22 protein-coding genes, 1 tRNA gene and 3 pseudogenes are annotated in these 26,622 nt (G+C 69.0%); 10 read left to right on the top strand and 16 right to left on the bottom strand.

The window, feature by feature from the left end:
- The first annotated feature begins 182 nt into the window (after window positions 1-182).
- From QMQ26_RS17620 to QMQ26_RS17605, 4 genes and pseudogenes are all read left to right on the top strand, one after another.
- On the top strand, window positions 183-2,396 hold the full coding sequence (locus QMQ26_RS17620) for a (Fe-S)-binding protein (RefSeq protein ID WP_282206317.1): 2,214 nt from the start codon (window positions 183-185) through the stop codon (window positions 2,394-2,396).
- 320 nt (window positions 2,397-2,716) lie between these two features.
- Window positions 2,717-3,790: pseudogene (locus QMQ26_RS17615) on the top strand (sugar phosphate nucleotidyltransferase); the annotation flags it as partial.
- Between the two features lie 698 nt (window positions 3,791-4,488).
- Entirely contained in the window at window positions 4,489-4,998 is a 510-nt protein-coding gene (locus tag QMQ26_RS17610) for a Yip1 family protein (protein WP_282206316.1), read from the top strand.
- 131 nt (window positions 4,999-5,129) lie between these two features.
- A complete protein-coding gene (locus QMQ26_RS17605) occupies window positions 5,130-6,023 on the top strand; it encodes an alanyl-tRNA editing protein (RefSeq protein ID WP_282206315.1) in 894 nt (297 codons plus the stop codon).
- Between the two features lie 67 nt (window positions 6,024-6,090).
- Here QMQ26_RS17605 and dcd read toward each other — a convergent pair whose 3' ends face one another.
- The gene (gene dcd / locus QMQ26_RS17600; protein WP_100837304.1) at window positions 6,091-6,666 is read right to left on the bottom strand and encodes a dCTP deaminase; all 576 of its coding nucleotides are present in this window, start codon (window positions 6,664-6,666) and stop codon (window positions 6,091-6,093) included.
- Between the two features lie 71 nt (window positions 6,667-6,737).
- A complete protein-coding gene (locus QMQ26_RS17595; RefSeq protein ID WP_100837305.1) occupies window positions 6,738-6,959 on the bottom strand; it encodes a hypothetical protein in 222 nt (73 codons plus the stop codon).
- Between the two features lie 157 nt (window positions 6,960-7,116).
- On the opposite strand from QMQ26_RS17595, the gene QMQ26_RS17590 reads away from it, so the two are divergent.
- Window positions 7,117-7,190 (top strand) — tRNA-Gly (locus tag QMQ26_RS17590).
- A 78-nt stretch (window positions 7,191-7,268) separates the two neighbouring features.
- Here QMQ26_RS17590 and QMQ26_RS17585 read toward each other — a convergent pair.
- Genes QMQ26_RS17585 through QMQ26_RS17565 form a run of 5 tightly spaced genes read right to left on the bottom strand, consistent with a single transcriptional unit; the run spans window position 7,269 to window position 10,747 of the window.
- A complete protein-coding gene (locus tag QMQ26_RS17585; RefSeq protein ID WP_282206314.1) occupies window positions 7,269-8,396 on the bottom strand; it encodes a tyrosine-type recombinase/integrase in 1,128 nt (375 codons plus the stop codon).
- Window positions 8,396-8,617 (bottom strand): excisionase family DNA-binding protein, encoded by a 222-nt coding sequence (locus tag QMQ26_RS17580; protein ID WP_282206313.1) that lies wholly within the window; start codon window positions 8,615-8,617, stop codon window positions 8,396-8,398. The genes QMQ26_RS17585 and QMQ26_RS17580 overlap by 1 nt, the downstream gene beginning before the upstream one ends.
- Window positions 8,602-10,026, bottom strand: a complete 1,425-nt coding sequence (gene repSA / locus QMQ26_RS17575; RefSeq protein ID WP_282206312.1) for a replication initiator protein RepSA — start codon at window positions 10,024-10,026, stop codon at window positions 8,602-8,604. Before repSA ends, QMQ26_RS17580 begins: the two co-directional genes overlap by 16 nt.
- The gene (locus QMQ26_RS17570; protein ID WP_282206311.1) at window positions 10,023-10,235 is read right to left on the bottom strand and encodes a hypothetical protein; all 213 of its coding nucleotides are present in this window, start codon (window positions 10,233-10,235) and stop codon (window positions 10,023-10,025) included. Before QMQ26_RS17570 ends, repSA begins: the two co-directional genes overlap by 4 nt.
- The gene (locus QMQ26_RS17565; protein ID WP_282206310.1) at window positions 10,232-10,747 is read right to left on the bottom strand and encodes a hypothetical protein; all 516 of its coding nucleotides are present in this window, start codon (window positions 10,745-10,747) and stop codon (window positions 10,232-10,234) included. Before QMQ26_RS17565 ends, QMQ26_RS17570 begins: the two co-directional genes overlap by 4 nt.
- A gap of 197 nt (window positions 10,748-10,944) precedes the next feature.
- Here QMQ26_RS17565 and QMQ26_RS17560 point away from each other — a divergent pair, with 197 nt between their 5' ends.
- Window positions 10,945-11,712, top strand: a complete 768-nt coding sequence (locus QMQ26_RS17560) for a GntR family transcriptional regulator (RefSeq protein ID WP_282206309.1) — start codon at window positions 10,945-10,947, stop codon at window positions 11,710-11,712.
- A gap of 7 nt (window positions 11,713-11,719) precedes the next feature.
- A complete protein-coding gene (locus QMQ26_RS17555; RefSeq protein WP_282206308.1) occupies window positions 11,720-12,478 on the top strand; it encodes a protein phosphatase 2C domain-containing protein in 759 nt (252 codons plus the stop codon).
- Between the two features lie 417 nt (window positions 12,479-12,895).
- Here the strand turns inward: QMQ26_RS17555 and QMQ26_RS17550 are convergent, their stop codons facing one another.
- The 7 genes and pseudogenes from QMQ26_RS17550 to QMQ26_RS17520 form a co-directional block, all read right to left on the bottom strand.
- Entirely contained in the window at window positions 12,896-13,843 is a 948-nt protein-coding gene (locus tag QMQ26_RS17550) for a hypothetical protein (RefSeq protein ID WP_282206307.1), read from the bottom strand.
- A complete protein-coding gene (locus tag QMQ26_RS17545; protein ID WP_404814184.1) occupies window positions 13,840-14,286 on the bottom strand; it encodes a DUF6932 family protein in 447 nt (148 codons plus the stop codon). The genes QMQ26_RS17550 and QMQ26_RS17545 overlap by 4 nt, the downstream gene beginning before the upstream one ends.
- A 574-nt stretch (window positions 14,287-14,860) precedes the next feature.
- Window positions 14,861-16,014 (bottom strand): annotated as a pseudogene (locus QMQ26_RS17540) (tyrosine-type recombinase/integrase).
- A complete protein-coding gene (locus QMQ26_RS17535) occupies window positions 16,014-16,238 on the bottom strand; it encodes an excisionase family DNA-binding protein (protein ID WP_282206305.1) in 225 nt (74 codons plus the stop codon). The pseudogene QMQ26_RS17540 and the gene QMQ26_RS17535 overlap by 1 nt, the downstream one beginning before the upstream one ends.
- Window positions 16,231-17,510 (bottom strand): annotated as a pseudogene (locus tag QMQ26_RS17530) (replication initiator). The gene QMQ26_RS17535 and the pseudogene QMQ26_RS17530 overlap by 8 nt, the downstream one beginning before the upstream one ends.
- Before the next feature lie 56 nt (window positions 17,511-17,566).
- Window positions 17,567-18,235, bottom strand: a complete 669-nt coding sequence (locus tag QMQ26_RS17525) for a DNA cytosine methyltransferase (protein ID WP_282206551.1) — start codon at window positions 18,233-18,235, stop codon at window positions 17,567-17,569.
- A gap of 62 nt (window positions 18,236-18,297) precedes the next feature.
- Window positions 18,298-18,468, bottom strand: coding sequence for a hypothetical protein (locus QMQ26_RS17520; protein WP_318552250.1), 171 nt, complete (start codon window positions 18,466-18,468; stop codon window positions 18,298-18,300).
- Window positions 18,469-18,525: 57 nt separating this feature from the next.
- Between QMQ26_RS17520 and QMQ26_RS17510 the strand changes: the two genes are divergently transcribed.
- The 3 genes from QMQ26_RS17510 to QMQ26_RS17500 all read left to right on the top strand — a co-directional run bounded on the left by QMQ26_RS17510 (window position 18,526) and on the right by QMQ26_RS17500 (window position 23,819).
- Complete coding sequence (locus tag QMQ26_RS17510) at window positions 18,526-19,611, top strand: tetratricopeptide repeat protein (protein ID WP_318552249.1); 1,086 nt, start codon at window positions 18,526-18,528, stop codon at window positions 19,609-19,611.
- Window positions 19,612-20,571: 960 nt separating this feature from the next.
- The gene (locus QMQ26_RS17505; RefSeq protein WP_404814139.1) at window positions 20,572-21,852 is read left to right on the top strand and encodes an RNA-directed DNA polymerase; all 1,281 of its coding nucleotides are present in this window, start codon (window positions 20,572-20,574) and stop codon (window positions 21,850-21,852) included.
- 1,217 nt (window positions 21,853-23,069) lie between these two features.
- Entirely contained in the window at window positions 23,070-23,819 is a 750-nt protein-coding gene (locus QMQ26_RS17500) for a transposase family protein (RefSeq protein WP_282206302.1), read from the top strand.
- Between the two features lie 357 nt (window positions 23,820-24,176).
- On the opposite strand, the gene QMQ26_RS17495 is transcribed toward QMQ26_RS17500, so the two are convergent.
- Together QMQ26_RS17495 and QMQ26_RS17490 are read right to left on the bottom strand one after the other, a co-directional pair.
- On the bottom strand, window positions 24,177-25,172 hold the full coding sequence (locus tag QMQ26_RS17495) for a quinone oxidoreductase family protein (RefSeq protein ID WP_282206301.1): 996 nt from the start codon (window positions 25,170-25,172) through the stop codon (window positions 24,177-24,179).
- A 137-nt stretch (window positions 25,173-25,309) separates the two neighbouring features.
- Window positions 25,310-26,566 (bottom strand): MFS transporter, encoded by a 1,257-nt coding sequence (locus tag QMQ26_RS17490; protein WP_282206300.1) that lies wholly within the window; start codon window positions 26,564-26,566, stop codon window positions 25,310-25,312.
- Between the last annotated feature and the right edge of the window lie 56 nt (window positions 26,567-26,622).

Raw genomic sequence — 26,622 nt, 5'->3', positions numbered from 1 at the left:
GGCGGCTGCTCCGGACGGGTGAGTCTGGGCTTAGTGACTGCCGCCATACCTTGAACATCTTCTGGCGGAGTGTTAACGCGCGGTAATGTCCGGCGCGTCGACCCTGCAAGTTACCGACCAGTACAATCTGCGGGGGGACCCAAGGGAAGACTCGGACCAGAGCCGCTGGAGACGGAGAGCCGATGCAGCTAGCAGCGATCGTCATCTCGCTGGTCACATTCGTGATCGGCACCGCGCTCGCCGCCCGTGCGGCGCTGTACATCTACAAGGTGGTGCGCACCGGCTCCGCCGACGGCACCCGATTCGGGCAGCCCGCGCAGCGGGTCGCCACCGTGGCCAAGGAGTTCCTCGGCCACACCCGGATGAACCGCTGGGGCGTCGTCGGCGTCGCCCACTGGTTCGTCGCCGTCGGGTTCTTCTCGCTGGTGCTCACCCTGGTGAACGCCTTCGGGCAGCTCTTCGACGCCGAGTTCGTGCTCCCGGTCATCGGCCACTGGCTGCCGTGGAACATCTTCGTCGAGCTGATCGGCACCCTCACCACCCTGGGCATCCTCACCCTGATGGTGATCCGCCTGCTCAGCCTGCCCTCCCGGGCCGGCCGCAAGTCCCGGTTCGCCGGCTCGATCGCCTGGCAGGCGTTCTACGTCGAGTACACGATCCTCGGCATCGGCCTGTGCATCATGATGCTGCGCGGCCTGGAGGGCGCCCTGGAGGGCGTCGACTCCTACGACCCGGCCTACCTGGTCTCGTACCCGATCGCCGCCGCCTTCCACGGCACCGCGCACGGCACCCTGGTCAACCTGGTCTACCTGTTCGCGATGCTGAAGATCTGCATCTCCTTCGCCTGGGCGATCACCATCGGCGTCAACCCCTCGATGGGCGTCGCCTGGCACCGCTTCCTGGCCTTCTTCAACATCTACTTCAAGCGCGAGGACGACGGCGGCACCGCGCTCGGCGCGCTGCGCCCGATGACCAGCGGCGGCGCCCCGATCGACTTCGAGGACCCGGCCGACGACGCCGTGTTCGGCGTCTCCCAGGTCGAGCACTTCTCCTGGAAGGGCATCCTCGACTTCTCCACCTGCACCGAGTGCGGCCGCTGCCAGTCGCAGTGCCCGGCCTGGAACACCGGCAAGCCGCTCTCGCCCAAGCTGCTGATCATGAGCCTGCGCGAGCACGCCTTCGCCAAGGCGCCCTACCTGCTGGCCGGCGGCGGCAAGTCCATGGAGGGCGAGGAGCAGGCCACCGCCGAGCAGCTCGCCGGCGTCCCCGCCGCCGCCCTGGCCGAGGCCGAGCGCCCGCTGATCGGCACCGCCGAGGAGAACGGCGTCATCGACCCGGACGTCCTGTGGTCCTGCACCACCTGCGGCGCCTGCGTCGAGCAGTGCCCGGTCGACATCGAGCACATCGACCACATCGTCGACATGCGCCGCTACCAGGTGATGATCGAGAGCAGCTTCCCGACCGAGGCCGGGACGATGCTCAAGAACCTGGAGAACAAGGGCAACCCGTGGGGCCTGGCCACCAAGGCCCGGCTGGACTGGGTCAAGGAGCTGAAGAAGGAGACCGGCATCGAGGTGCCGGTGATCGGCGAGGACATCGACCCCGCCGAGGTCGAGTACCTCTACTGGGTCGGCTGCGCCGGCGCCCTGGAGGACCGGGCCAAGAAGACCACCAAGGCGTTCGCCGAACTGCTGCACACCGCGGGCGTGAAGTTCGCCATCCTCGGCAAGGAGGAGACCTGCACCGGTGACTCCCCGCGCCGCCTCGGCAACGAGTTCCTGTTCCAGATGCTCGGCGCGCAGAACGTCGAGACCCTGAACGCCGCGCTGGAGGACGCCCCCACCAAGCGGATCGTCGCCACCTGCCCGCACTGCTTCAACACCATCGCCAACGAGTACCCGCAGCTCGGCGGCCACTTCGAGGTCATCCACCACACCCAGCTGCTCCAGCACCTGATCGACGAGGGCAAGCTGCTGCCGGTGAACCCGGTGGAGGGCCTGATCACCTACCACGACCCGTGCTACCTCGGCCGGCACAACAAGGTCTACACCCCGCCGCGCGAGATCATCGGCCGGGTGCCCGGCCTGCGCAACGAGGAGATGCACCGCCACAAGGAGCGCGGCTTCTGCTGCGGCGCCGGCGGCGCCCGGATGTGGATGGAGGAGCGGATCGGCAAGCGGATCAACACCGAGCGGGTGGACGAGGCGCTGTCGCTGAACCCGGACATCGTCTCCACCGCCTGCCCGTTCTGCCTGGTGATGCTCTCCGACTCGGTCAACGGCAAGAAGAACGAGGGCGCGGCCAAGGAGCACCTCAAGGTCGTCGACGTCGCCCAGCTGCTGCTGGAGTCGGTCAAGGCCGCCCCCGCCGCCGAGGCGGAGCCGGTCGAGGCCTGACACCCCCGCACCACCTGCACCACCTGCACCCCCGCACCACCCGGACCCCGGGCGCCCGTCGCGGCCCCGGGGTCCGGCCGCGTCCGGACCGGAGTACGGCACCGGGGCCGCGGCCCGGCCCCGGAGCGCCGATCCGCACGCACGATCGACCGGGGTGGTGGCACTCAGGCGATGTTCGAGCAAATAGAGTGTGCGACGGAACCGCGGGAAGGACCGGTTCCGTCGGAGGCCATGGCACGCCGCCCCGGCCAGTTCACCGAGCGAGCGCACCGGACCCTGTCGTGCCGGGCCGCCGGAATTCGACCACGGGAGACAGCACCATGACCCAGGCGATCATGCTGGTCGGAGGCAAGGGCACCCGCCTCCGTCCGTTGACCACCCATACGCCGAAACCGATGCTGCCCGTGGCGGGCGTCCCGTTCATCGCGCACCAGCTCGCCCGGGCCGCCGCCGCCGGCGTCACCCGCGTGGTGCTCGCCACCTCCTACCTCGCCGAGGTCTTCGTCGACCACTTCCAGGACGGCAGCCCCTACGGCATCGAACTGGTCTACCTCACCGAGGAGGAGCCGCTGGGCACCGGCGGCGCGATCCGCAACGCCGCCACCGGCCTCACCTGCGGCCCCGACGAGCCGGTGCTGGTCTTCAACGGCGACATCCTCTCCGGCCTGGACATCGCCGCCCTGCGCGACGGGCACAGCGCCTCCGGCGCCGACGTCACCCTGCACCTCACCCGGGTGGCCGATCCGCGCGCCTTCGGCCTCGTCCCGACCGACCCGGACGGCCGGGTGCTCGCCTTCCTGGAGAAGCCCGAGACCCCCGAGCAGATCGTCACCGACCAGATCAACGCGGGCTGCTACGTCTTCACCCGCTCGGTGATCGACCGCATCCCGACCGGCCGCGAGGTCTCGGTCGAGCGCGAGACCTTCCCCGAACTGCTCGCCACCGGCGCGCTGCTGCGCGGCGTCGTCGACACCTCCTACTGGCTGGACCTGGGCACCCCCGGGGCCTTCGTCCGCGGCTCGGCCGACCTGGTGCTCGGCAAGGTCGACTCCCCGGCCGTCCCCGGCCCCACCGGCGAGGCGCTGCTGCTGCCCGGCTCGCACGTCGACCCGGCCGCCGTGCTCAGCTCCGGCACCGTGGTCTCCGAGGGCGCCCGGGTCGCCGCCGGCGCCATCGTCGAGGGCAGCGTGGTGCTGCCCGGCGCCCGGATCGAGGCCGGCGCGTACGTCCGGGACTCCATCGTCGGCGCCTACGCCGAGGTCGGTGAGCGCTGCTCGCTGGACGGCGTGGTGATCGGCGACGGCGCCGTCCTGGAGGCCGAGAACGAGCTCCCGTCCGGCCTGCGGATCGCCTGCGGCACCCGGCTCCCGGTCGGCGCCGTCCGGCTGTCGGCGGGCCCCGGCGGCTGCGAGGCCGGCCTCAGCAACGCCGCCGCGGTGCACGCGCCCGGCGCCGGCGTCACCGGCTGAGCCCTCCCGCTCGGACTCCGCCGGAACACGTCGGGCCGAATCCGGGCGCACCGTCACAGGACGGCTGCAATCCGGCCCCACCGCCATGATCACCCGACGGTGGGTCAGCCGTTGCGGGTACCGTCGAGGCGTGGCTGGCAATCGACACGACGACGGACGGGGCGCCGATCCCCGGCAGCGCTGGACGGCACCCGCACCGGGCACCCCCCAGGGCGACCCGTACCCCGGCGCGCCCACCGGCGCCCCCGAGTACTTCACCGCCCCGCACCCCGGGCCCACCGGCCCCGGCGACCGGCCCCGGCCACACCAGGGCCTTCGCGCTCGGCGAGCAGCCCTACGGCGACCAGCCCTACGGTGAGCAGCCGTACCCGTACGACGACGGCTACGGCCGGGGCTACGACAGCCAGGGCTACGACGGCCAGGGCTACGACGACGGGTACGGCGGCCACCCGGGCCACCCGGCGGGGCAGGACGGCTACGGCTACGGCCACCACCCGGACGGCCCCGAGCCGGGCGGCTACGCCCCCGGGGCGGCGGACAACGTCGCCGTCTACCGGGCCGGCGGCCAGGCCGCGCCGCACGCGGGCGGGCCCCGGCTGCCCTGGCGGCAGCTGCTGGTCGGCATGTACCGCAGCCCCGGCGCCACCTTCGACCGGATGCGCGACCACCAGGTGTGGCTGCCCGCGCTGTGCGTGTCGCTGCTGTACGGCGTGCTCGCGGTGTTCGCCCTCGACTCCACCTACGACCAGGTGGTGCACTCCACCTTCGCGGTCGCGCTGTGGGCGATCGGCGGCGCCGCAGTCGCCTTCACGCTGGCCGGCGGGGTGCTCTCCGCGGTCACCTACGTCCTGGCCCGGCAGTCCGGCGGCGACGGCCCCTGGCAGTCCACGGTCGGCCTGGCCGCGCTGATCAGCTGGACCACCGACGCCCCGCGGCTGCTGCTCGCCCTCTTCCTGCCGGCCGGCAACCCGGTCGTGCAGGTGGTCGGCTGGGCGACCTGGGTGGGCTGCGCGGTCCTGCTGACCACCATGGTGCGGCGGATTCACGACCTGCCCTGGGGCAAGGCGGCCGGCGCGGCGGCGGTGCAGCTGCTGGCGCTGCTGGTGCTGATCAAGCTGCCGACCCTGGGCTGAGGCGCAGCGCCCGGGCCCGGAGCCCCGGATTCGGCCGGACCCCCTCCCCGGGCTGGGCGTCCGGCCCGGTCCGACCGGGTTTGTAGGGTGAGGTGTTCGACCCACCCTCGCACCCCGTCCGGAGCCCGCGCATGAGCCTGCCCACCACCCACGTCAGCTTTCCGGCCGGGGAGGTGACCGGCGAGTCGCCGGTCCTCGCCGTGCACGCCCTGCCGGACGGCCGCACCGCGGTGGTCACCGCGGCGACCCCGTTCCACCCCGTCGACCACACCTGGCCCGACCAGCCCGCCGACCACGGCACCCTCACCGTCGACGGCACCGCGCACCCCGTCGTCGACTGCCTCACCGGCGCGGCCGGGCCCGCGGGCGAGTTCGCGGTCGGCGCCGACATCCCGGTCCGGCGCGGCGACGAGGACTGGTCCTGGCTGGTGCTGCACGTGCTGCCCGCCGGCGCGCTCGGACCCGAGGCCGTCGGACGCACCGCCCAGCTCGCCGTCGACGCCGGACGCCGCGCCGCGCTCTCCGCCGCGCACACCGGCTGCCACCTGCTCGCCCTCGCCCTGAACGCCGCCCTCGCCCCGCGCTGGCGCAAGGACCCCGGCCGCACCGACGCCCTCGGCCACCCCGACTTCGACAGCCTCGCCATGGACGGCTCGGTGATGGACACCACCGCCAGCACCGACACCTACCGGATCGGCAAGTCGCTGAAGAAGAAGGGCTTCACCGTCGACGCCACCGACGCCCTCCCGGCCCTCGCCGACGCCCTCCCCGCCCTCACCGCGGACGTCAACGCCCGGCTCGCCGCCTGGGTCGCCGCCGACGCCCCCGTCGGCATCGACACCCCCGGCCCCGAACTCACCGCCCGCCGCCGCTGGCACGCCGAACTCCCCGAGGGCCCCGCCGCCATCGCCTGCGGCGGCACCCACCTGCACCACCTCGGCCAGCTCACCGGCCTGTGCACCGCACTCACCCTCACCGCGGACGGCACCGAACTCGTCGCCGTCACCACCCCCGTCCGCGCCTGACGCCCGCCCCCGCACACGCCGAGGGCCGGCCCCGTCCGTCGGGGCCGGCCCTCGTCCGCACGTCCGTTCAGATCCGGGTGCGGTGGAAGTTCAGGTAGGAGCGGGACGGCGTCGGGCCGCGCTGCCCCTGGTACCGCGAGCCGTAGCGCGCCGAGCCGTACGGGTGCTCGGCCGGCGAGGAGAGCCGGAACAGGCACAGCTGCCCGATCTTCATCCCCGGGTACAGCTTGATCGGCAGCGTCGCCACGTTCGACAGCTCCAGCGTCACGTGCCCGCTGAACCCCGGGTCGATGAACCCCGCCGTCGAGTGCGTCAGCAGCCCCAGCCGCCCCAGGCTCGACTTCCCCTCCAACCGCGAGGCCACGTCGTCCGGCAGCGTGATCACCTCGAAGGTGGACGCCAGCACGAACTCGCCCGGGTGCAGGATGAACGCGTCGTCCCCGTCCGGCTCGACCAGCCGCGTCAGGTCCGGCTGCTCCTCCGAAGGGTCGATGTGCGGGTAGCGGTGGTTCTCGAAGACCCGGAAGAACCGGTCCAGTCGAACGTCGATGCTCGACGGCTGGACCATCGACGACTCGAACGGGTCGATCACGACCCGCCCCTTGTCGATCTCGGCACGGATGTCGTTGTCGGAGAGCAGCACGCCCCCGAGCGTACGTGCCACGGGGCGGGCGCCCCAAAAGCGCCCGCCCCGTGGACCGCTCCGGCCACCCGCTACGACAGCGACTCCACCGCCACCAGCCGCAGCCCGCGCGCCAGTTCGTCCGCCGACAGCTCCGACACGTCCGCTGGCACCGAACTCCGCAACCGCCCGCACCCGGGACACCGCAACAACCGCCCCGGCCCCAACCGCCCCGCCTGCAGATGCTGCATCGGAAACGCCGCCGTACTGAACACGTGCCCCTCGACACAACGAACCACGGTGCGCTGCTCCATCGGTCCCCTTCCCGCACTCTCCGCCGACAGCGTCACATTAGGGGATCTACCGGACACCACCCACCCAGGCTCGCCGCCACCGGAACCCTGTGCTCACCGCCCCGCACCATGGGGTACAGTGGTCCTTGATCGGGCCGTCACTGACGGGCCGTCGGCTGCGGGTGTAGTTTAATGGTAGAACATGAGCTTCCCAAGCTTAGAGCGCGAGTTCGATTCTCGTCACCCGCTCCATGAGAAAGCCCCAGGTCAGCGACCTGGGGCTTCTTCGTTGTCTGGACCAATTCCGGGATCACGTGTCCCCGGCGTGCCCTATGCCCGCTCCGAGGGGTCCGTGCCCTCGCCGAGCTGCCGGGCGATCTCGGCGTCCATGCCGTCGGCGATCTTCCGGTCCCGCTCGCTGGTCGCGTGCTGGTAGATCAGCGCGGCCCGGACCGAGGCGTGCCCCATCCTGGCCATCAGCTCCTTGAGGCTGGCGCCGGTCGAGGCCGCCAGGGTGTTGCCGGTGTGCCGCAGGTCGTAGAAGCGGAAGCCCGGCAGGCCCGCCTTCACCCGGGCCGCACGCCAGATGCGTCCGAAGCTGGTGCGTCGGAAGGGGGCCCCACGTTCACCCACGAAGAGGAGGCCGTCCGGCTCCTTCTCCGCGAACAGCTCCAGGTGCAGCCGGGCGTCCGGGAGCATCGCGGCCGGCATCGTGATGGTCCGCTTGCCCGCCTCCGTCTTGGTGTCGCCCGGGGCGCGGCGGCCGGTGTTCAGCTCGGGGGCCGCCATCCGGACGCGGACCGTCCCCGCGACCAGGTCGAGGTCCGATCGCCGCAGCTCGGCCAGTTCTTCCGGGCGGAGCGTGGTGAAGGCGCCCAGCAGCACCATCAACCGCCAGCGCGACCCGACCAGTTCGGCCAGCTCGTAGACCTTCTCGATGGAAGCGGTGCCGCGTTCGGGCGCGCTCTCTTTCCCCGCGCCCTTGATCCGGCACGGGTTGCGGCGGATCAGCTCGTCGTCGACCGCCGTCGCCATGATGGCCTTGAGCAGCCGGTACGCCTTCGCCGTGGTGGTCGCCTTGCCGCTGGTCAGCAGCTCGGCCCGCCAGGTCCGGACGCGCGGGGGCGTGATCTCGTCCAGGTCCCACGCGCCGAGGGCGGGGACCAGGTGCAGCCGGAGCAGGCGCCGGTACAGCTCCTCCGTCGTCGGCATCAACCCGCGCTCGGTGATCCACGCTTCGGCGTACTCGGCGAAGTTGACCGCCCCGGCGTCCGGGTCGCGCCAGTCCTGCTTGCGGATCGAGGTCTGCACTTCGGCCAGCCAGTCATCGGCGTCCATCTTGGTCTCGAACGTCTCGGGTGCCGGGCGGAGCACACCGTTCGGGTCGAGGTACCGCGCCTGGAAACGCCCGGACGGCAGCTTCCGAATCCGGCCGAACTGCCGGCGCTTGCCCGCCATCAGGCCACCGCCCGCATGCGTCGGGTCCGCCGGGTGACCGGCTGGACGGTGTTGGCGACGATGTACTCGGCGAGGGCAGCCGCGGGGATGCGGACGTGACGGCCGACCTTCACGAAGGCGATCCGCCGTTCGGCGACGAGGCGACGGGGGAAGCGCTCCCCGCTGGTCTCCCAGGTGCCCAGCACCTCGGCGGCCTCCTTGACCGTCAGCAGTCGGTCCATGCCAGTTCCTCCCCCTCTCGCGCGAGTTGCGCGTGCAGCTCCTGTCGGTCGGTGGTGCAGCGTTCGTTCAGGTCCCGGGCGATCGAGGCGGCGAGCATGGACTCGCCCGGGGAGTTGCCTGCTCCGGCGAAGGCCCAGTGGGCGACGACGAGGGTTTCGGCCTCGGGCAGGTCGTCCAGGTCCGGGAGCCCCTGGGCGAGGAGGCGTTCGCGGAGGTCTGCGCGGGCCTGTTCGGCGCGGTAGTCGGCGCGGACCTGGCGCAGGGCGCCGAGGGTGGTCGAGTAGGTGGGGGACTTGGAGGAGAAGTGGCCCCGGAAGCCGAGCATGTGGGACCAGTGGGCGAGGAGGCGTTCGGGGTAGAGCGCATCGAGGTCCCAGCAGGCTTCGATCAACCGCCTTGTGTGGGGCGGGAGTTGGTGCCGGTCGAGTTCGTGGCGTTCCAGGATGCGGCGGTCTACGGTCTCGGTGGTCTCGGCGCTCTTGGTGGCGTACTTGGCGACGTAGGAGGCGACGGCTTGTTCGGAGATCTCCCCGGTGGCGAATACCCCGATGGGGCGGACGTCCACCTGCGTGCCCCACTTGAGGACGCGGGCGGGCTGGTTGCCTGCGGCGGCGACGGGGACGCCGGCGCGGCGGGCGGCGGCGCGGATCGCGGCATCCAGGAGTGCGACGGTGGCCCAGGGGGGCGGGGGTGTGTCGGGGCCGTCGGGTCCGTCGAGGCGGATCACGGCGTGGAAGTGGACGGCGCCGCGTCGCTGGTACTCGGCGACCTTGCCGAAGGAGACCTTGGCCTGTTCCCGGAAGTCGCGTTGGGTGAGTCCGGCCATCTTGGCCAGGGTGCGGAACAGGTAGACGGTGAAGCGCCGCCACAGGTCGGGGGCGTGGTTGTTCCACAGGACGGCGTGGGCGTAGTCGTAGGTGCCGGGGTCGAGCGGGGTGCCCAGGAGCGGCGAGGCGGCCGGGTGGGCGGAGCCGCAGCGGCAAATGCCCTTGTCGGGCCGGTTGTGGACGGGCCCGAAGCTGGGGGCGGTGAGGGTGGCGAACACGCGGGGGTGGGTGCGCACCGTCTCCGGGACGCCCTTGGTGTCGTCTCCGGCGAGTCCGGCGCGGATGAGGTGGAAGGTGTCGGCGGAGTAGGTGCGGGCGCAGGCCGGGCAGCGGGAGGCGCGTCGGTTGCCGCAGGCGACCTTGAGTCGGTGGCCGGGTTCGTGGTCGGTGGAGTAGCGGTGCCACACCGCGCCGGTGGGGGCGTGGGTGAGGGTGCGGAAGCCCTTGAGGTGGATCGGGTTCGCGCAGCCGCCGGTGCGGCGGATCTGCTCGGCGAGCTTGGGGAGGTCGCCTCGGGAGGTGAGGCGGGCCAGGTCCGCTAACGCGAGGCGGTCCGCCCCGTCGGGCAGCGTGCGGGTCACGCGGCCACCGCCAGCGGACGGGCGACGGGGTCGGGGCCGGTGAGGGTGCCGAAGGTGGGGTCGGCGGGGCAGAGGGTGGTGCCGTCGTGGGTCAGGACCCGCAGGCCGTCAACGCGCACCCAGCGCCAGGCCGGGACCCGAGCCGAGCAGCGGGGGCAACGGTCGCGGTGGGGCTCGTCCAGCTCGGACCAGGACAGCAGGGCGCTCATGCCGCCACCGCCAGCAGCGGCGCGACGGCGGCGGGGCCGTCGTGCGCGGGGCAGGAGGAGGGGTGCCCGCTGGTGAGCGTCAGGGTGCCGGAGCCCTCGCAGGGGCACGCGTTGATCAGGGGCCGCACGGCCGGGAAGTGGCCGGGCTCCAGGCGCTCGGGGTGGCGGTCATTCAGGTACCGGCCCACCAGCCAGCCGAGGCTGTGGCACTTGCGGATACGGCGCATGGAGGGGAAACGGGAGCGGTGGTCGGCAAGGACGGCCGGGGTCTCCAAGTCCTTCCCGTACAGCCACAAGAACCCGGTGAGCCGTCGTCCCCACTCGGTTACCCGCTCGATGCCCAGCAGCTCCAGCCCTTCGGCCGCGTAGTCGATGAGCGCGGCGGGGTCGGTGTTAACCGTGCGGTCGATCACGAGCGAGGACACGTACAGCGCCACTCCCAGCTCGGAGACGCACAGGTCGGCGAGCGGGTCGGCGGCGAGGGCGGGCACGGCGCGCAGTGATGCGGGCATGATGGTGTCTCCCTTTCGAGGGAAGCCGGGAGCGGCGGCTCTGCTTGGCGGTAGGTGCGCCGCTCCCGAGCATGGCGTGATGACGGCAGCCACCTGCCGTCTAGATCACTGCCTCACTAGTGAGGTAGTGATTAGAAGTTAGACCTCTGTCCGCTCAGGGTCAATACCTCACTAGGGAACTGCGCTACTCTGACGTCATGAGCATCAATCCCACTGACCCTCGCTCGCCCTCGCGGCAGATCGCGGACTCCCTGCGCGACCGGATCACCGGTGGTGAACTGGCCCCTGGTGCAGCGCTGCCGTCCGAGCGCGAGATCGTGGCCGAGTTCGGGATCGCTCCCCAGACCGCCCGCCAGGCGGTGGCCCTTCTCAAGGCGGAAGGACTCGTTGTCGGAGTCCGCGGCAAGGGCGTCTTCGTCCGGGAGAAGCCGCCGATCATCCGAGTCGGTTCGGACCGCTTCGCGCGCCACCACCGGGACTCGGGCAAGGCAGCGTTCCAGGCCGAGGTGGAATCCGCCGGCCTCCAGTGGCGCCAGGAGATGCTGGAGCTCGCCGAGGTCCAGGCCCCGAAGTGGGTCGCCGAGTGGTTCGGCATCGAGCCCGGATCGCTGGTCTTCGTCCGGCGCCGGCGCACCTGGATCGAGAACTACCCCACCCAACTCGCCGACAGCTACTTCCGGCTGGACGACGTGGAGGGGACGGCCATCCGCGAGGAGAACACCGGCCCCGGCGGCAGCTACAAGCGGCTGGAGGAGAAGGGGTACCGGCTCACCAAGTTCCGCGAGGAGATAGAGGCCCGGATGCCGACGCCCGAAGAGAGCGCCGCCCTGCGTCTCGTCCCCGGCACGCCCGTTGCCGAACTGCACCGGATCGCCTTTGCTGAGGAGACCCCCGTCGAGGTCTTCAAGTCCGTGATGGCAGCGGACCGCCACGTCTTCGCCTACGAGTTCCCCGCCCCCGAGTAGGAGCACCGTGCAGATCAGCTACACCTGCCAGCCGAGTCCAGACGTGCAGGCCAACGAGGACTTCATCCTTGCCGCCGAGCGGTTCGTCATCGTCCTGGACGGCGCCACGGCCAGCGGTCTTCCGTCCGGGTGCGAGCACAGCGTGTCGTGGTTGGTGGGTCGTCTCGGCGGCCAACTCGCCTGCGTACTGATCGAGAACCCGGGGCTCGACCTCACCGAGGTACTGCGCGAAGGGATCGTCCGGACCAGGGGCCTACACGCGGAGTGCGACCTCACCAACCCGAACAGCCCGTCCAGCACGGTCGCCATCGTGCGCGAGCACAACGGGCGGTTGGACTGCTTCACCCTCGCGGACTCCCCGATCGTGGTCCGCACCCACGGCGGCGAGGTGACGGCCGTGTTCGACGACCGGACGTCGCACCTGCCCGCCTACGACCGCGACTCCCTAAGCGTCCTGCGCAACACGGACGAAGGCTTCTGGGTCGCCAGCACCAAGCCGGAAGCCGCGGACCGCGCCGTCACGGCGAGCTTCCCCCTGGCGGACGTCGAGAGCTTCGGCATGGTCACCGACGGCGTCTCGCGGCTCGTGGAGCGTTACGGCTGGACCTGGGAGCGGCTGTTGGACACGCTCGCCAAGCAGGGCCCCGAACAGGCCGTCCAAGCCATCCGCGACGCCGAGTTGGCCACCGAGCCGGGCACTTTCCGGGGCAAGCGCCACGACGACGCCACAGCCGTCTACGGCCAGCCCGAGCCCGGCGGGGAGTAGATCAAAAGGCAGAGGTAGTAGAGCTGTTACGAGTTTCGCTACTTCATCGAGTTTCGCTACTTCATCAAGGCGCGCACGGCGCGCCAGCGCGCGGCCTGGCCGCTCGCCGACGCTCCTGTCTTCGCCCCGCTCCGGCGGCGGCCCAGCCGCGCACGCGGCAAGTCCGAGAGCGAGGGCAGAGGCCCCCAACCCCGCCGTGGCTGGGGGCGGGCGGTTCCACGGTTTTACCCACCTGCCAGGACCGGGCCCCGCACCGAGCAAGACCGGGGGGCCACTCGGCCAGATTGCGGTCAGGCCCAAAGAGCCCTGACCGAGTCGCAACAGCTTACGGCCCCCCGATCATGCTCGGACCCAGACCAGGCAGGACACCGGCCAAAACCGCTCCACCACCCGCAGCGCTGGGCAGCCGCCACACATCTACTGCTCGGGACCCAAGCCGGGGAGCTCGGCTTCCACGCCGCCGATTGCGACAAGACGGTAGTGGCGCTGACTTGCTTTCCCTGATTGAGTCAGCTGAATTGTCACTTCAACGGTGATCTCAACTTCTTTGTCGATGTTCTGCTTAACCGCATTAATTAGCGACTCTTCGACGAATCCGTGAATTTCGCTTCCCGCTCGCGTCTCGAAATAGAAGAGCTGGCGCCGAGTGCGTAGGCCGTCCAGCCGTCCGAGAATTCGAACAATATAGCGATCCTCTCGGGCTTGATCCAGGCGGCGCTTAATTTCTCGCGCCTGCTCGGATGTGATTCGCGAGCTGGCAGAGATTTTTCCGCCCTTGCGAAGGGAAATTCCGAGGGTGATGTCGGCGCCATTTAGGCCATCAACCAAATCGGAAACCGCCCGCTTAACAACAGGGGATGCCCCGATTAGGGAGTCGATGGCGGCTTCGCTCTCGTCAGGGTCAGGGAGAGCGTGGATCAGCTCGGCGATGCCAATCTCGGCCCAGGAAGGACCCGGTGTCGGGAGCTGGTTGTCTTCAACGTCAGGCTTGTCTGGCGTGAGCTCGATGTTGAGGGACCCAAGGGTCGCGGCCGCGACATTCAGCCGAGCCAAGGCGAGGTCTGCGGGAAACAGTCGAGAGACATCCGCCCGCCGGCCCCGCCTGGCCTTAGCGAGCCGCGCTACCGCGCGCTGCAGCCTCCTGAGGTAATTCGAGGCATCGTTTGCGGATACGGCATGACTGGGAGAGTTCTCGTCGGCCAGGTAAAGGCATACAACGGAGCTTGTATCGGCTTCGGCAGAAGAAATCTCAGAAAACCTGTATGAGGCCGCAAGGAGGGATGCGCGGCGAATATTCGCCAAGGGGGAGTCGTCCTGGATTGCCTGCACTGCCCGAGCATGCATGCTGCGGAGATCGCCTTTCACCACGACACCTCCAAATATCCCTTCGTGGCCCCTTCGATGATATTTCCGTCGGCGCCCTTAACGCTCGACCAGAGAGTGTCCCACATCTTCACCGCGTCAAAATCCTCCGACAGGATGAAGAAGGCATCAATCAGTCCCCCCATGGGCTGAACGCGAGGGCTGAAGGCTTGCGGCATGCCCACGTTCACTCCCTGCAGGGTCAGCAGTTGAACGAGTCGCTCTTCCTCGGCCTGTCCGAAGTGCTGGATGTCTTCGGGATTGGCGATGATCACAAGGTCGATGTCTTTGGGCGGTTCCTCCTTGTGGGTGCAGAAGCCTCCGTTCACCCACAGTGTCCCGCGCCCGATGAGGTCCTGCACCAGCGTGAAGTACAGAGCGAAGGCATCGAAGATCCGCTTGCGCGTTTCGCTGTGAGGGGCGCGAGTGACGAACAGGTCCTCGATCTCGGTGAGAGTGGCGGGGTGACGCCCAGCTGGAAGCCGACCGTCGGAGGTGAGCGTGAGGATCTTGGTCCCCTCTCCACAGGCCCTGCCCGGACCTCGGCGACAGATTGGGGACTGAGTCTAGTCGGACACGCCGCGTAGCCAACCCCCCGTGCAGTGAATGGACTGAGGCATCGTTGGTGGCGGCGGGAGACCTGATGCCGTTCTATCTCCAGCCTGTGACAACCGGCACTTTGGGCCGTTGCTCCGACGCGGCGAGCCGAGCGGCTGTGAGAGTTTTCCAGTGGGCCGGCAGCTGTCCCGGCTGGCCGCGAGCGGCAGTCTCGGCACCTGCCGCTGTGCCCCAACCGTGCCTCAACGGGCGGGGAGAAGCGGTGAATGGCGGTCATCAGCGATGCCCAGCCACGGTGCCACGGCGAGGGCCAGCGAGACCATAGCTGCAGGTAAGACCACCTATCGGCTTGGACGAGCAGCGAGATTCCCAAGCTTAGAGCGCGAGTTCGATTCTCGTCACCCGCTCCAGTAGTAAAGCCCTAGGTCACTGACCTGGGGCTTCTTCATTGTCTAGACCTATTCAGGAGTCCTGCACCAGATCCGCACTAGATGCCTCCCGAGCTGCCTCTCGACGGGCCCGGACACGCGCGTCCAAGGCGTCTGCGATCTCCTTCTGCCGGTCGAGGTCCGAGTGCTGGTACATCAGTGCGGCGCGCTCGGAGGACTGGCCGGCGCGGACCATGGTGTCCTTCAGCGTTGCCCCGGAGCGGGTAGCGAGCGTGTGCCCCGTGTGGCGCAGATCGTAGAACCGGAAATCCGACGGAAGACCCACCTTCGCTCGGGCAGCCCGCCACTTCCGCCCGAAGGTCGAGCGCCGGAACGGGGCACCCCGCTCGCCAACGAACAGCAGCCCGTCCGGCTCCTTCTCGGCGTACCAGTTCAGGTGCCGCTCCAGCTCGATGCGGAGAAAGCCGGGGAGCACGATGAACCGCCGGCCCGCGTCGGACTTGGTGTCTCCGAGGACGCGCTTGCCGTTGGTCAGCTCGGGGGCGGCCTGGCGCACCCGGATGCCGACCGTCTCAAGGTCCACGTCGTGCCGGCGAATCTCGGCCAACTCCTCGGGGCGGGCCGGGCCGTAGGCGGCGATGTAGACCATCAGACGCCAGCGCGGCCCATGGCGTCAGCCACGGCGTCCACCTGCTCGATCGTCGCGGTGGGCCGCTCGGGCGCGGACTCCTTGCCCGCGCCCTTGATCCGGCACGGGTTCCGCCGGATCAACTCGTCATCGACCGCAGTCTTCAGGATGGCCTTGACCAGGCGGTACGACTTGGCCACCACGGTGGGGCCCGTCGCAGCAAGCCGTTCGGACCGCCAGGTGCGCACACGCGGGGGTGTGATCTCGTCCAGGTCCCAGGCCCCGAAGGTCGGGAGGATGTGCTTCTTCAGAAGTTACTGGTAGAGGCCCGTCGTGGTCGCAGCCAGACCACGTTCCTCGACCCACTGGAGCGCGTACTCCTCGAATGCCACCTTGCCCGCGTTCGGGTCGCGCCAGTCGCCCCGGGTCAGGTCGGCTTCCACTTGGGAGAGCCAGGTCTCGGCCTCCTTCTTCGTCTCGAAGGTCTTCGGAGAGCGCTGCTCCAGCCCGTCAGGTGCCAGGTAAGACGCGGTCCACCGACCGGCTCGGTACTGGCGAACCGAGCCGAAGCTCCGCTTGTATCCCTTCTTGTTGGCCATCAGGCGGCCCGCCTCTGGCCGGTGCGGCGCGCGGTGATCGGCTGGATCGTGCGCGAGGCGATGTAGGCGGTGACGGCGGATTCGGGGATACGGACGAGGCGGCCGACCTTGACGAAGAGGATGCGGCGCTCAGCAACGAGACGGCGGGGGAAGCGCTCGCCGCTGGTCTCCCAGGTCCCGAGCAGCTTGGCCACCTCCCCCAGGGTGAGGAGCTGGTCAGGCATGGGTGGGTTCTCCTTCGGTTCCGGGGGCGGGGGTGAGGGCTTCGGCGAGCCAGCGTTCGCCGGGGGTGAGTCCGACGCCGGCGAAGGTCCAGTGAGCGAGGACGAGGGTGGTCGGCTCGGCCGTCGGGTCGTCGGTGTCGGTGGGGATGGGCGGTTCGGTGGCGGCAGCTTGGGCGCGGCGCCATGCGGCGCGGGCTTCTCGGAGGGCACCGAGGGTGGTGGAGTAGCGGCCCCGGAAGCCGAGCATGTGAGCCCAGGCCCGGAGTCGAAGGCCTTCAAGCTCGGGCCGTCCGCCGAGGGTCCAGCAGGTGCGGATGAGTCGGCGTGCGTGCTCGGAGATGTCCAGGTGGGCGAGTTCGGAGAGCAGCTTGACGGGGCGGTTGAGGGTGCCGGTGGCGCTCTCGGCTCCCTTGGTCGCGTACTTGGCGATGTAGGCGGCGACGGCGCGTTCGGTAAGCGCGGTGCCGGTGGCGAAGTCGGCTGACTTGATGGTGCGGATGTCGAGTTGCTTGCCGAAAGCGAAGGTGTAGGCGGTGCCGTCGAGGACGGGGCCGGGGACCACGGCGGCGGCGGCCTGGATGGAGTCGGCGAGGAGATCGGGGGTGGCCCAGGCGGGGGGCGGGGTGTTGCCGCCTTCGGGGCCGTCGAGCCGGATGACGGCGTGGAAGTGGACGGCTCCGCGCTTTTGGTACTCGGCGACCTTGGCGAAGGAGATCCGGGCGTGCTTGCGGAACTCACGCTGCGTCAGGCCGGCACGCTTGGCGACTTCCCGGCGCAGGTAGATCGAGAACCGGGCCCAGATCTTTCCGGCGTGGGCGTTCCAGAGCACGGCCGCCCGGTAGTCGTAGGTGTCCGGGTCGAGGGGCGTGCCCAACTCGGCTGTGCTGTCCGGGTGCTGGGTGCTGGGTGCTGGGTGCCGCAGCGGCAGCGTCCGGTGGCGGGGCGGTTATGGACGGGGCCGAAGCCGGGGGCGGTGAAGGTGGCGAAGACCCGGGGGTGCGCGGTGACCGTGGTGGGAGTGCCCTTGCCGCCGGTCAGTCCAGCGGTGATCAGATGGTAGGTGTCGCGCCGGTAGGTCTCGGCGCAGGCGGGGCAGCGGGTGGTGCGGCGGTTGTTGCAGCGCACGAGCAGGTGGCTGGCGGCCAGGGCGGCCGAGTCGAGGTGGTGCAGGATCTCGCCGGTACCGGTGTGGACCTCGGTGCGGTGGCCCTCGAGGCGGATGGGCCGTCCGCAGCCACCGAGCCCGGCGAGCTGCCGCATCAGGGCGGGCATGGTGCCGAGGGAGGCCAAGACGGTCAGATCGGCAACAGGCGGGGGCGTGAGGGCGGTCAAGCGGCCACCGCCGTCCGGGTGCCTGCGAGGTACTGGGCGGCGATGTGGGCGGTGTAGACGGGCGGGATGGCTTCGCGGAGGCTGTCACGGCTCGCCCACGGCATGGCCATCACTTCGCGGGCGAGGGGGACGTTCGAGAAGTTGCCGACGATGTGCATGAACTCGCCGTCGCGGACGGGGCGGCCCATCTTGGCGTTGGGGGCGAGGTGGCGGGGGTGGTGCAGCGCAGCGACCGGGAACGAGGTCTCGAAGAGGCGGTGGCGGTAGGTCCGGAGGCCGAACATCGAGCCGCAGAGTTCGACCGGGGCGAGCAGCGGTGAGCCGGGGACGTTCTCGATGACGTACGGCCTGCCGGTGGCAGTGAGCAGGTCCCGCAGGGGCTGCATGAGGTCGGGGTGCTCGTTGCCCCGGATCTTCTGGGCGTTGGTGTAGCGCTGGCAGGGCGGGGAGGCGTGGATCAGGTCGAACTCCGTTCCGTGCTCGGCGAGGTAGGCGAGGGCATCGGCCTGGCGGAAGGCCAGGGGGTAGCGGGGCTGCGGGGCGAGGTCGATACCGGTGACGTCGAAGCCGGCGAGGTGGTAGCCCATGCCGGCGCCTCCCTGGCAGCAGAAGAGGTCGAGGACGCGCAGGCCGTTGGCGGGGCGGTCGGGGAGTTGGTGGAGCATCGGGTTCACCTCCTGCGAGGGGCCCCGGGGCCGGTGCGGTCACGGTCCCGGGGCGGAGCGGGTCAGGACTGCGGAACGGGCTTGCTGTGCTGGTCGGTCCAGCTCTCCGCGCAAACCTTGTGCGCGGGCTTGCCGCGGTCGGAGCGGAGGTTGGTCGGCTTCTCGCAGATGCCGCAGGGTTCGGCGCGTGGGGACCAGTGCTTCTTGTCGGACCAGTCGAAGCGGGCGCCCACGGCTGTCAGTGCCGGGCGGTGGTGAGGGCGCGCCGAACCGGGGTCGAGACTGTGCCGGTGCCCTCGCAGGTGGGGCAGGTGACCGGGGCGGTGTCGCGGGAGCCGTCGGGCAGGCGCAGGCCGGTGGCGATGGCGACGCTGGCGAAGCCGGAGCAGGTGCCGCAGAGGCGGGCCGGGGCGCGCCTTCTGATCTCGGGTCACCCGGTCCCCGAGGTGCTGTTGGTGGTTGACCCCGCTGAAGCGCCGGTCACCGTCGAGGAGCTTCGGGCCGCCGTCGATCGGGTGTGGGAGCTGACCCACAACAACCAGTTCACCGAACTGAGCAGGAGCCTGGGCGCGCTGCTTTCACGTATCGAGCGTGCTGCCCGCACGGCCCCGGTCGACCAGCGCCCGCAACTCTGGGGGCAGCTCAGCCGGACCTACCAAGCGCTCTCGGCAGCCTTCGTCCGCCAGGACGAGGGCGATGCCGCCTGGATCGCGGCGGACCGTTCCATCCGGGCGGCGGAAGAGTCCGGACAGCCCTTGGATGTGTTCGCCGGTGTCTTCCGCCTGGCCCAAGCGTTCGTACGGTTGAAGCACTACGACCAGGCCGACCATGCGGCCACGACCGCGCTCCATGCGCTGCAGCGGTATCTCCGGACCAGCGACGCCGGCCCTGAAGCTCTGTCCGTCGCAGGCTCGCTTCACCTTGTGCTGGCGTTGACCAGTGCGCGTTCGGGGGACCGTGCACGTGCTCGCCAGGAGCTTGACCATGCCCGGAAGATGGCCCGCAAGCTCGGTGAGGACCGCAACGACTTCAACCTGGAGTTCGGGCCGACCAACGTCGAGATCCAGACCGTTTCCATTGCGGTCGACCTCGGGGACGCCGGCGAGGCCATCGATGTCGGCACGAGGATCGACGCGTCCGGGCTTTCGGCTGAGCGGCAGGCGAGGCTCCTGCTGGACCTTGGGCGGGCCTACACGCAGCGCCGGCAGCTTGGCGAAGCGCTGAGTGCCTTGCTCCAGGCTGAGGAGCTGTCACCGGACCTGATCCACACCCACGTTACGGCTCGTGCCACCGTTCAGGAGCTGCTGCTCGTTGCGGGCCGGTCGGCGACGCCGGAGCTTCGCAGTCTCGCGGAGCGAGCTGACGCCAGAGGGTGAGTGAGTAAAAACCTTCTCTACGGGTTCAAGGTGGCTCGCTACCGCTCGCCGCGCGCGCCCCGGCTCACCGCCGGGCTGAGGCTCCTGTCTTCGCCCCGCTCCGGCCCGGCTCCGCCGGGCGCGCGGCTGTAGCGATCGTGCCGTGAAGCCCTTGGGGCTCCGCCCCAAACCTTGGGCCCTCTCTCGGAGGGGGGGAAGCCGGCGGGATCGAAGGTGCACCTTCGTCGTGGTGATCGGTGTGGGACGCGGGACGGCCCCCTCCTCGACCGGTCACCCAAGGGCGTACCCGGAACCTCCAGGGGCCGCCAAGGCCAAGCGCAAGCGTCACGGACGTGAGCCTTGGCGGCCCCTGGAGAACCCGGGTGCGGCGAAGCTGCCCGATCGAGGAGGGAACCACCCCGCTCAGGCCGGATGCTGCCGCGGGCGGCAGAGTCCGTCTCCTCCAGCGGTGCCTGATCGAGCGGAGAGCCGCAGGATTGACGGCCCCCCGGGTTGATTCGTGGCACATCTGGGACTAGCAGGCAGCAGGTCGGGCGCACCCGCCGCTCTCCCGAGGAGAGTGGCTAAGTTCAGCGGCCTGGCTTAGCCGTCGATGAGGATCCTCCGTTTGCGAGGCCAACCGGGCCCGGCCGCAGTCAAATGTGAGACGCCGATCAGCTTGCGCTCTTATACTACGCAAGCTATGTCCAGCTCGCCAAGATCCCACATCAGGGGGCATTTGTGGTTAATCCTTCCGAGTCTTTGATGCGAGAGCTGGATTTCGCTGCGGCTCTAGCGCAAGAACGAGGTTGGCAGCCTGACCTGGCTCCAAGGCAGCTGATTGATGAGTCTTTCCCATGTGATGATGGGGCGGAATATGCGGATTATTTGAAGGGTGTGACGCAGGCTGGCCTAGAAGATCCATATGCGGATCTAATTACGGCCAGCAAGTGGCGCCATGGGCGCCGCCCGATTCACATCATGCCTATCCGGGAGAGGGTTTACTACCGGTCTATCGTGGACCTTCTTGTGAATGATCTTCCAAGTTACAAGCGAAGTGGAGAGGATTTCACCTCTTTCGAAGAAGGGCCCATCCATGCAGAAAAAGTAGAATTCGTAGTGAAAGTGGATATTGCGAACTATTTTTCCTCGATCGATCACGAGCTAATTACCCGGGAGATAGTAAGCCGCAGTGGGCGCAGAGAGGTATCTCAGGTTCTTTCGGGGTTCTGGCGCTCTCTATTTGGCAGGGGAGTTGGAATCCCCCAGATGAGTGAGCCAAGTAAGCGACTTGGTGAACTTCTGGTTGACAACTTGCATCGCAGCATGGTGCGCAGGGGATTTCAAGTATGGCGATATGCAGATGACTTCAGAATTGGCGCCGGATCTCACCTCGAATGCATACAGGCCCTCGATGCCATGCATGAGGAATCACGCAATCTCGGCTTGTCCCTAAACGACTGGAAGACTCACGTCCTGTCGTTGGGGAGATATGCAGAACTCCTTAATGAGCCATTGGCGGAGGAGAATGCGGCGCGCTCAGCGGTGATTGAGAATCTTACGGCATGGGATCCCTACTCTGACGATAATGATGATGACGACGAACTGAATATTCCGGGCGAAGATGAAGTTTACGTGGGTGCAGCGATTCAGTTGTTGGCTGACTATGCTTCGGAGGAGGGTGACGCAATTCTTGAGCATAGCGGGCTTCGTGAGAGGCATAAGCTAGTTCGCAAGTCGGTTGATATCCTGGAGTTTTTCCAGGAGGAAGCTGGACTCCCCTATGTCTCTGACGTTTTGATCCGAGAGCCGCAGCTCACCCCGTCAGTCTGTCGATACATGAATTCCGTCGCCGTGCGCAATCCAGTGGGAGTAAGAGAAACCGCGGCTGAAATAATAAGGTCTGCTCCAACCAATCGGTGGCAACAGCTATGGATCGCCTGGATGCTGCAGGCTCCTAGCCTGGAACTAAAATCATCGGACGCAAGCTCCGCTGCTCTTTCTGGGTTTTTGACAGGCTTGCTTTCCGATAGGTCGGAGTTTGTCCGGAGCGTCACTCTCTGGACGTGTGCTCGGCATCGGATCCTCTCGAAGGAGCAATGGACCGCCGCGGATGAGAACACTCGGTCCCTGGGGGCGCCCTATGTTGCTGCCGCGCTTGCTGGCGTAGACGGAATTTCTGACTCCCATAGGGCAAGGTTCGCCCGCACATCGAAGATCGATATCCTTGCAGGCAACTGGGGGGTGAGATGTATCCAGTAGGTCTCTCTATCGAGGCCGAGAGCGCCTGTAGAGCCGTAATGAATATCTGTGGCGATTGGGAATCTGTTGCAGTTTCGATTGATGAGCGAGACATTCAGGGCAATCTGCGAGTAACTAGTCGCGATAGTCTCGATGCAGCCACGAGCACTCAAGCCCTTTCATACCTATCTCGGATTGTTGCCGAATGTGAGTATTTTACGTTCGGTAGAATACGAGATATTTCCGAGGCGCATGTCCAGGCTACTGGGAGCGCCATGCTCAAAAGCCTTTTCGAAAAAAATAAATCTAATATGGACTCAACGTGGCCCAATGCCCTTGCCTTCTCGCGGGACTGCCTCGGGATTGATCTGAGGGCCATAGGTGAATGGCTTTCATTCCAGCATTTGATCACGCTGAGAAACGCCTCAGCGCATGGGCGCGGCGAATTTACCGAGAAGCAGCTCAGAAACTCTCAAGAAGTCAAGAAAATGCTTCAAGGGCTATCGAGTCAAGGCTATTCATTTAACGGAAATAAGATAATTTGCTATCGGAATTGCATTAGAGATTGTGCCATCGCATGTCGGGAGTTCATTCTGGCCGTGGACGGGGTGACGCGAGGATTTCCCCGCTAGCTTCTCGTTCAATGACTGGCTGAAAATCCGGGCTCAGCCGCAATGCTTTTCTGGTCAGGTGTTCGAAACGGTTAGCGCGGGTGCAGTGGTCACCATGACGGAACGGCTAGTCGAGGGTGTCCCGGCGGGGCCGGCCTGGCTTTCGGCCCGCGGCACTTGCGGCCGTCTGGGGGCGGCCGAGATGACAGGCTGGTGTCACTCTTGATAGCAGAGCCTGACTGCCGGCTAGGTCCCGACCTCAAAGTCGGGCCGCCCTCAGACAGAGCCAGGGATGCAGCTGAACTACAGAGCGGGATGCCTCGGATGCCGACTGCTCCTGACCACCCGACGGGTTGGCACTGACGGGTTCCAGAGCGCACCAGGTGCGCACCAGATCAGGCGGTCAGGCCCGGTAAACGGCGGTCAGGGCAGGCCGCATCAGCAGGGTCGTTCGGATTCGTTTTCGCAGATCACAGGGCCGATTCGGCGCTGAGGGCCACTGAGCCTTTTCAGGGCGGCAGCCGATCGGGTGACGGTCCAGCGGTGGGAACGAGAGCAGAACGAACGAGGCTCCCAGGCGGTTGATCGAGATGTCTCACGTCTCAAGCAACCAGCCAGGAAGCCTCGTTGGTCACCTATCCTGCCGCACTGGACCTGCCGCACGCCCTCGTCGAGTGGGTCACCATGCTCATCGTCACCCGCGAGGGTGACCGCCGCTGCAAACTCCGTCCCTCCCAACGCGCCCTGATCGCACTGGTCTACCTGCGCAAGCACGACACACTTGCGCAGATTGCGGCCGGCTTTCGGATCAGCGTCGGCACCGCCCACGCCTATGTCCACCAGGTCACCGACCTGCTGGCCCGGAAGGCGCCCGGTCTGACCCGGGCCCTGCGCGACGCCGGTGCGGAGTACGTCCTGGTCGACGGAACCCTTGCCGAGTGCGACCGCGTCGGCGACGGCCGCGCCAACTACTCCGGCAAGCACCGCCGGCACGGCGTGAACCACCAGGTCATCACCGGCCCGACAGGCAAGCTCGTGTGGATCTCCCGCGCCCTGCCCGGCCGCACCCACGACCTCACCGCCGCCCGCACCCACCGCATCGTGAAGACCTGCGTCCGACTCCGCATCCCGGCGCTGGCCGACATGGCGTACACCGGCGCCGGCGGCACCTTCGCCATACCGGCCAGACGCCCCGCCCGCAAGGACCTCAGCCCCGCACAGCGGTCGTTGAACCGGGCTCACGCCCGGCTCCGCCACCCAGTCGAGCGCGGCGTAGCCACAGTCAAACGCTGGCGAATCTTCCAGCACGCACGATGCAGCCCGAACTGGCTGACGTCAGCAGCCAAGGCCGTCCTCACCCTTGAGCTTCAACGCTGAAAAGGCTCACTGATTCTCAAGCTTAGAGCGCGAGTTCGATTTTCGCCACCCGCTCCAGCAGAGAGCCCCAGGTCAACGACCTGGGGCTTCTTCGTTTTCCTGCTCCGAGGACGGCGGTGGCTCTGCCGGGCTGCCGGGTGGTCTCGGCGTCCGTGTCGTCGGCGTCGGCGATCTTCCGGTCCCGCTCGCCGGTCCTCGTCCGGCGTCGGCGGTAGCCCAGCCGCGCACACGGCAGGTCCGAGAGCGGGAGCGGAGCCCAGAACCCCGCCGGGGCTGGGGGCGGGCGGTTGCCACCGCCGGATGGCTCGTCTGGTTGCCCGCTTCGGCAGGAGGCCCCGGGTCGGCGACCCGGGGGGGTCAGTGCAGTGCGAGGAGCAGTTTGCCCTTTCCGGTGCCGGTTTCCAGGCGGCGGTGGGCCTTGGCGGCTTCTGCCAGGGGGAAGGTCTCCGTGATGCCGGGGTCGATCCGGCCGGTGGCGAGGAGGTGGAGGGCTTCGGTGAGGAGGTCGCCGATTCGGTGGGGGGAGCGGCGGGCCAGGTCGCCGATGTTGAAGCCGGCGATGGTGCGGTTGGACTTCCAGAGGTCTCGGACGGAGGTGGTCCAGCTCTCGTGGCGGCCGAGGTCTCCGTAGGCCACCAGGCGGCCGAAGGGGGCCAGTGCCGTCAGGCTCTGTTCGCGGACCGGGCCGCCGACGGGGTCGAGGACCAGGTCGACGCCCCGGCCTTCGGTGGCTTGGGTCAGGGGGGTGGTGAAGTCGTCGCGGAGGAAGACGTCGTCGTAGCCGAGGCCGAGCGCGTACGGGATCTTCTCGGCCGAGCCGACCGTGCCGAACACCCGTCGGGCACCCAGGGCCCGGGCCAGTTGGGCGGCGGCGAAGCCGACGCCGCCGGCGGCGGAGTGGATCAGGACGTCCTCGTCGGGGCGGAGTCGGCCGGCGTCGTCGAGGATGCCGAAGGCCGTGGGGTAGACGCAGGGCAGGGCCGCCGCGTGGGCCGGGTCGACCTCGCCGGCGGCGGTCTGCAGTGACCTGGTGAACCGTGCGTCCGCGACGGCCAGTTCGGCGTAGCCGCCGAAGGACGGCAGGTACGCCGCGACCGGCTCGCCCACGGACAGGCCGGTCACGCCCGGGCCGAGCGCGCTGACCGTACCGGCGACCTCCAGGCCCGGGACGTCCACCCCGTGCGGTCCGTCCGGTGCGCCGAACTCGCCCCGGCAGTGCTGGACTTCGGCGAAGTTGACGCCCGCGAAGGCGACCCGCACGGTGACCTGGCCGGCGGCCGGTACCGGCTCGGGCAGGTCCAGCTCCTCCAGTACTTCGACGCCTCCGTTGACCCGGAATCCGACGGCTCGCACCTGGTGCCCCCTCGATCGCGGCCCTCCCCGATGCGGGCCGTGTGGGGACGGGAACCCCGTGGGGCAGCCCGGTATTCCTGGTGAAAGGGTTGCCGGACGGGAGCTCAACTCCTCTGAGGAAGAGTGGTGTGGAAGTGTCAGGCCGGGCGGTCCGGGACGCGGGGGAGGGTGCGGATGGGGCGGGTGAGGAGCAGGGCGAGGGGGGTGAGGGCGGCGACGAGGGTGCCGGCGGCGAGGACGTGGGAGGTGCCGAAGGCGTGGGTGGCGGGGCCGACCAGGGCGGAGCCGAGGGGGTAGAGGCCGACGGAGCCGGCGACTTCGTAGGCGTGGACGCGGTTGAGGACCTCGCCGGGGACCTGGGTCTGGACGGCGGTGGACCACATGACGCCCCAGACGCCGATGCCGGTGCCGACCAGGACCTGGGCGGCGGCGAGCAGCCAGACCGGGGCGTGCAGCAGGATGGCGAGGGGGTAGAGGGGGTAGGCGAACATGGCGACCGCGCCGGCGGCCAGGGGGCGGCGGGGCTTGTAGCGGATGGCGAGCAGGCCGCCGGCCACGGTGCCCGCGCCGAGGGCGCAGTTGATCAGGCCGAACGCGGTGGGGCCGTGGGCGGGGACCACGATGCCTGCGGCGAGGGAGAGTTGGGGGCCCCAGGCCAGGACGGCGTAGCACATCCAGATCAGGACGACGCCCCAGAGCCAGCTGCGGGAGCGGAACTCGTGCCAGCCGACGGCCAGGTTGCGCCAGAGCGAGCGGTCGGCGGGCGGGGCGGGGACGGGTCCCAGGCGGAGTGCGAACAGGCAGGCGGCGCTGGTGGCGTACGCGAGGGCGGAGACCGCCATCACCCACCCCGTGGAGCCGAAGCCGACCAGCACGCCGGCCAGCGCGGGGCCGCCCAGGCCGGTCGCGGCCTCGGAGGTGCGCAGGACGCCGTTGGCGCCCTGGACGTCGCGGGAGACCAGCGGGACGGTCGAGGAGGCGCCGGGCTGGAACAGGGCGTTCGCGGTACCGGCCACCGCGAGCAGGGCGTACAGCTGCCAGAGGTGGTCGATGCCGTGCCAGAAGAGCAGGGCGAGCAGGACGTGCGCGGCCAGGTTGGCCAGGTCGGCGAGGATCATCATCCGGCGGGCGGTGAACCGGTCGGCGAGGACGCCGCCGAACAGCACCAGGCCGGCGAACGGGGCGACCAGGAAGGCCATCGCGTAGCCCGCCGTGTCCAGGCCGTGGCCGGCGGAGAGCAGACCGGCGGAGACGGCGACCGGGAGCATCGCCCAACTGAGCAGGCCCGCGCTGCGGGCGGTGAAGTAGCGGCGGAAGTTGCGGGACCAGATGGCGGGTTCGGCGGAGGCCACGGCCGCGGGGCGGTCGGTCAGGCCGGCAGGTACGGCGGGCACGGCGGGGTCGGTCCTTCGATCGGAGGGAGGGAGGAGGGAGGAGGGAGGGGGAAGGA

The sequence above is a fragment of the Kitasatospora fiedleri genome (genome assembly GCF_948472415.1).
GTDB classification, from domain to species: Bacteria; Actinomycetota; Actinomycetes; order Streptomycetales; family Streptomycetaceae; genus Kitasatospora; species Kitasatospora fiedleri.
This window is presented reverse-complemented; position numbering and strand designations above follow the sequence as displayed.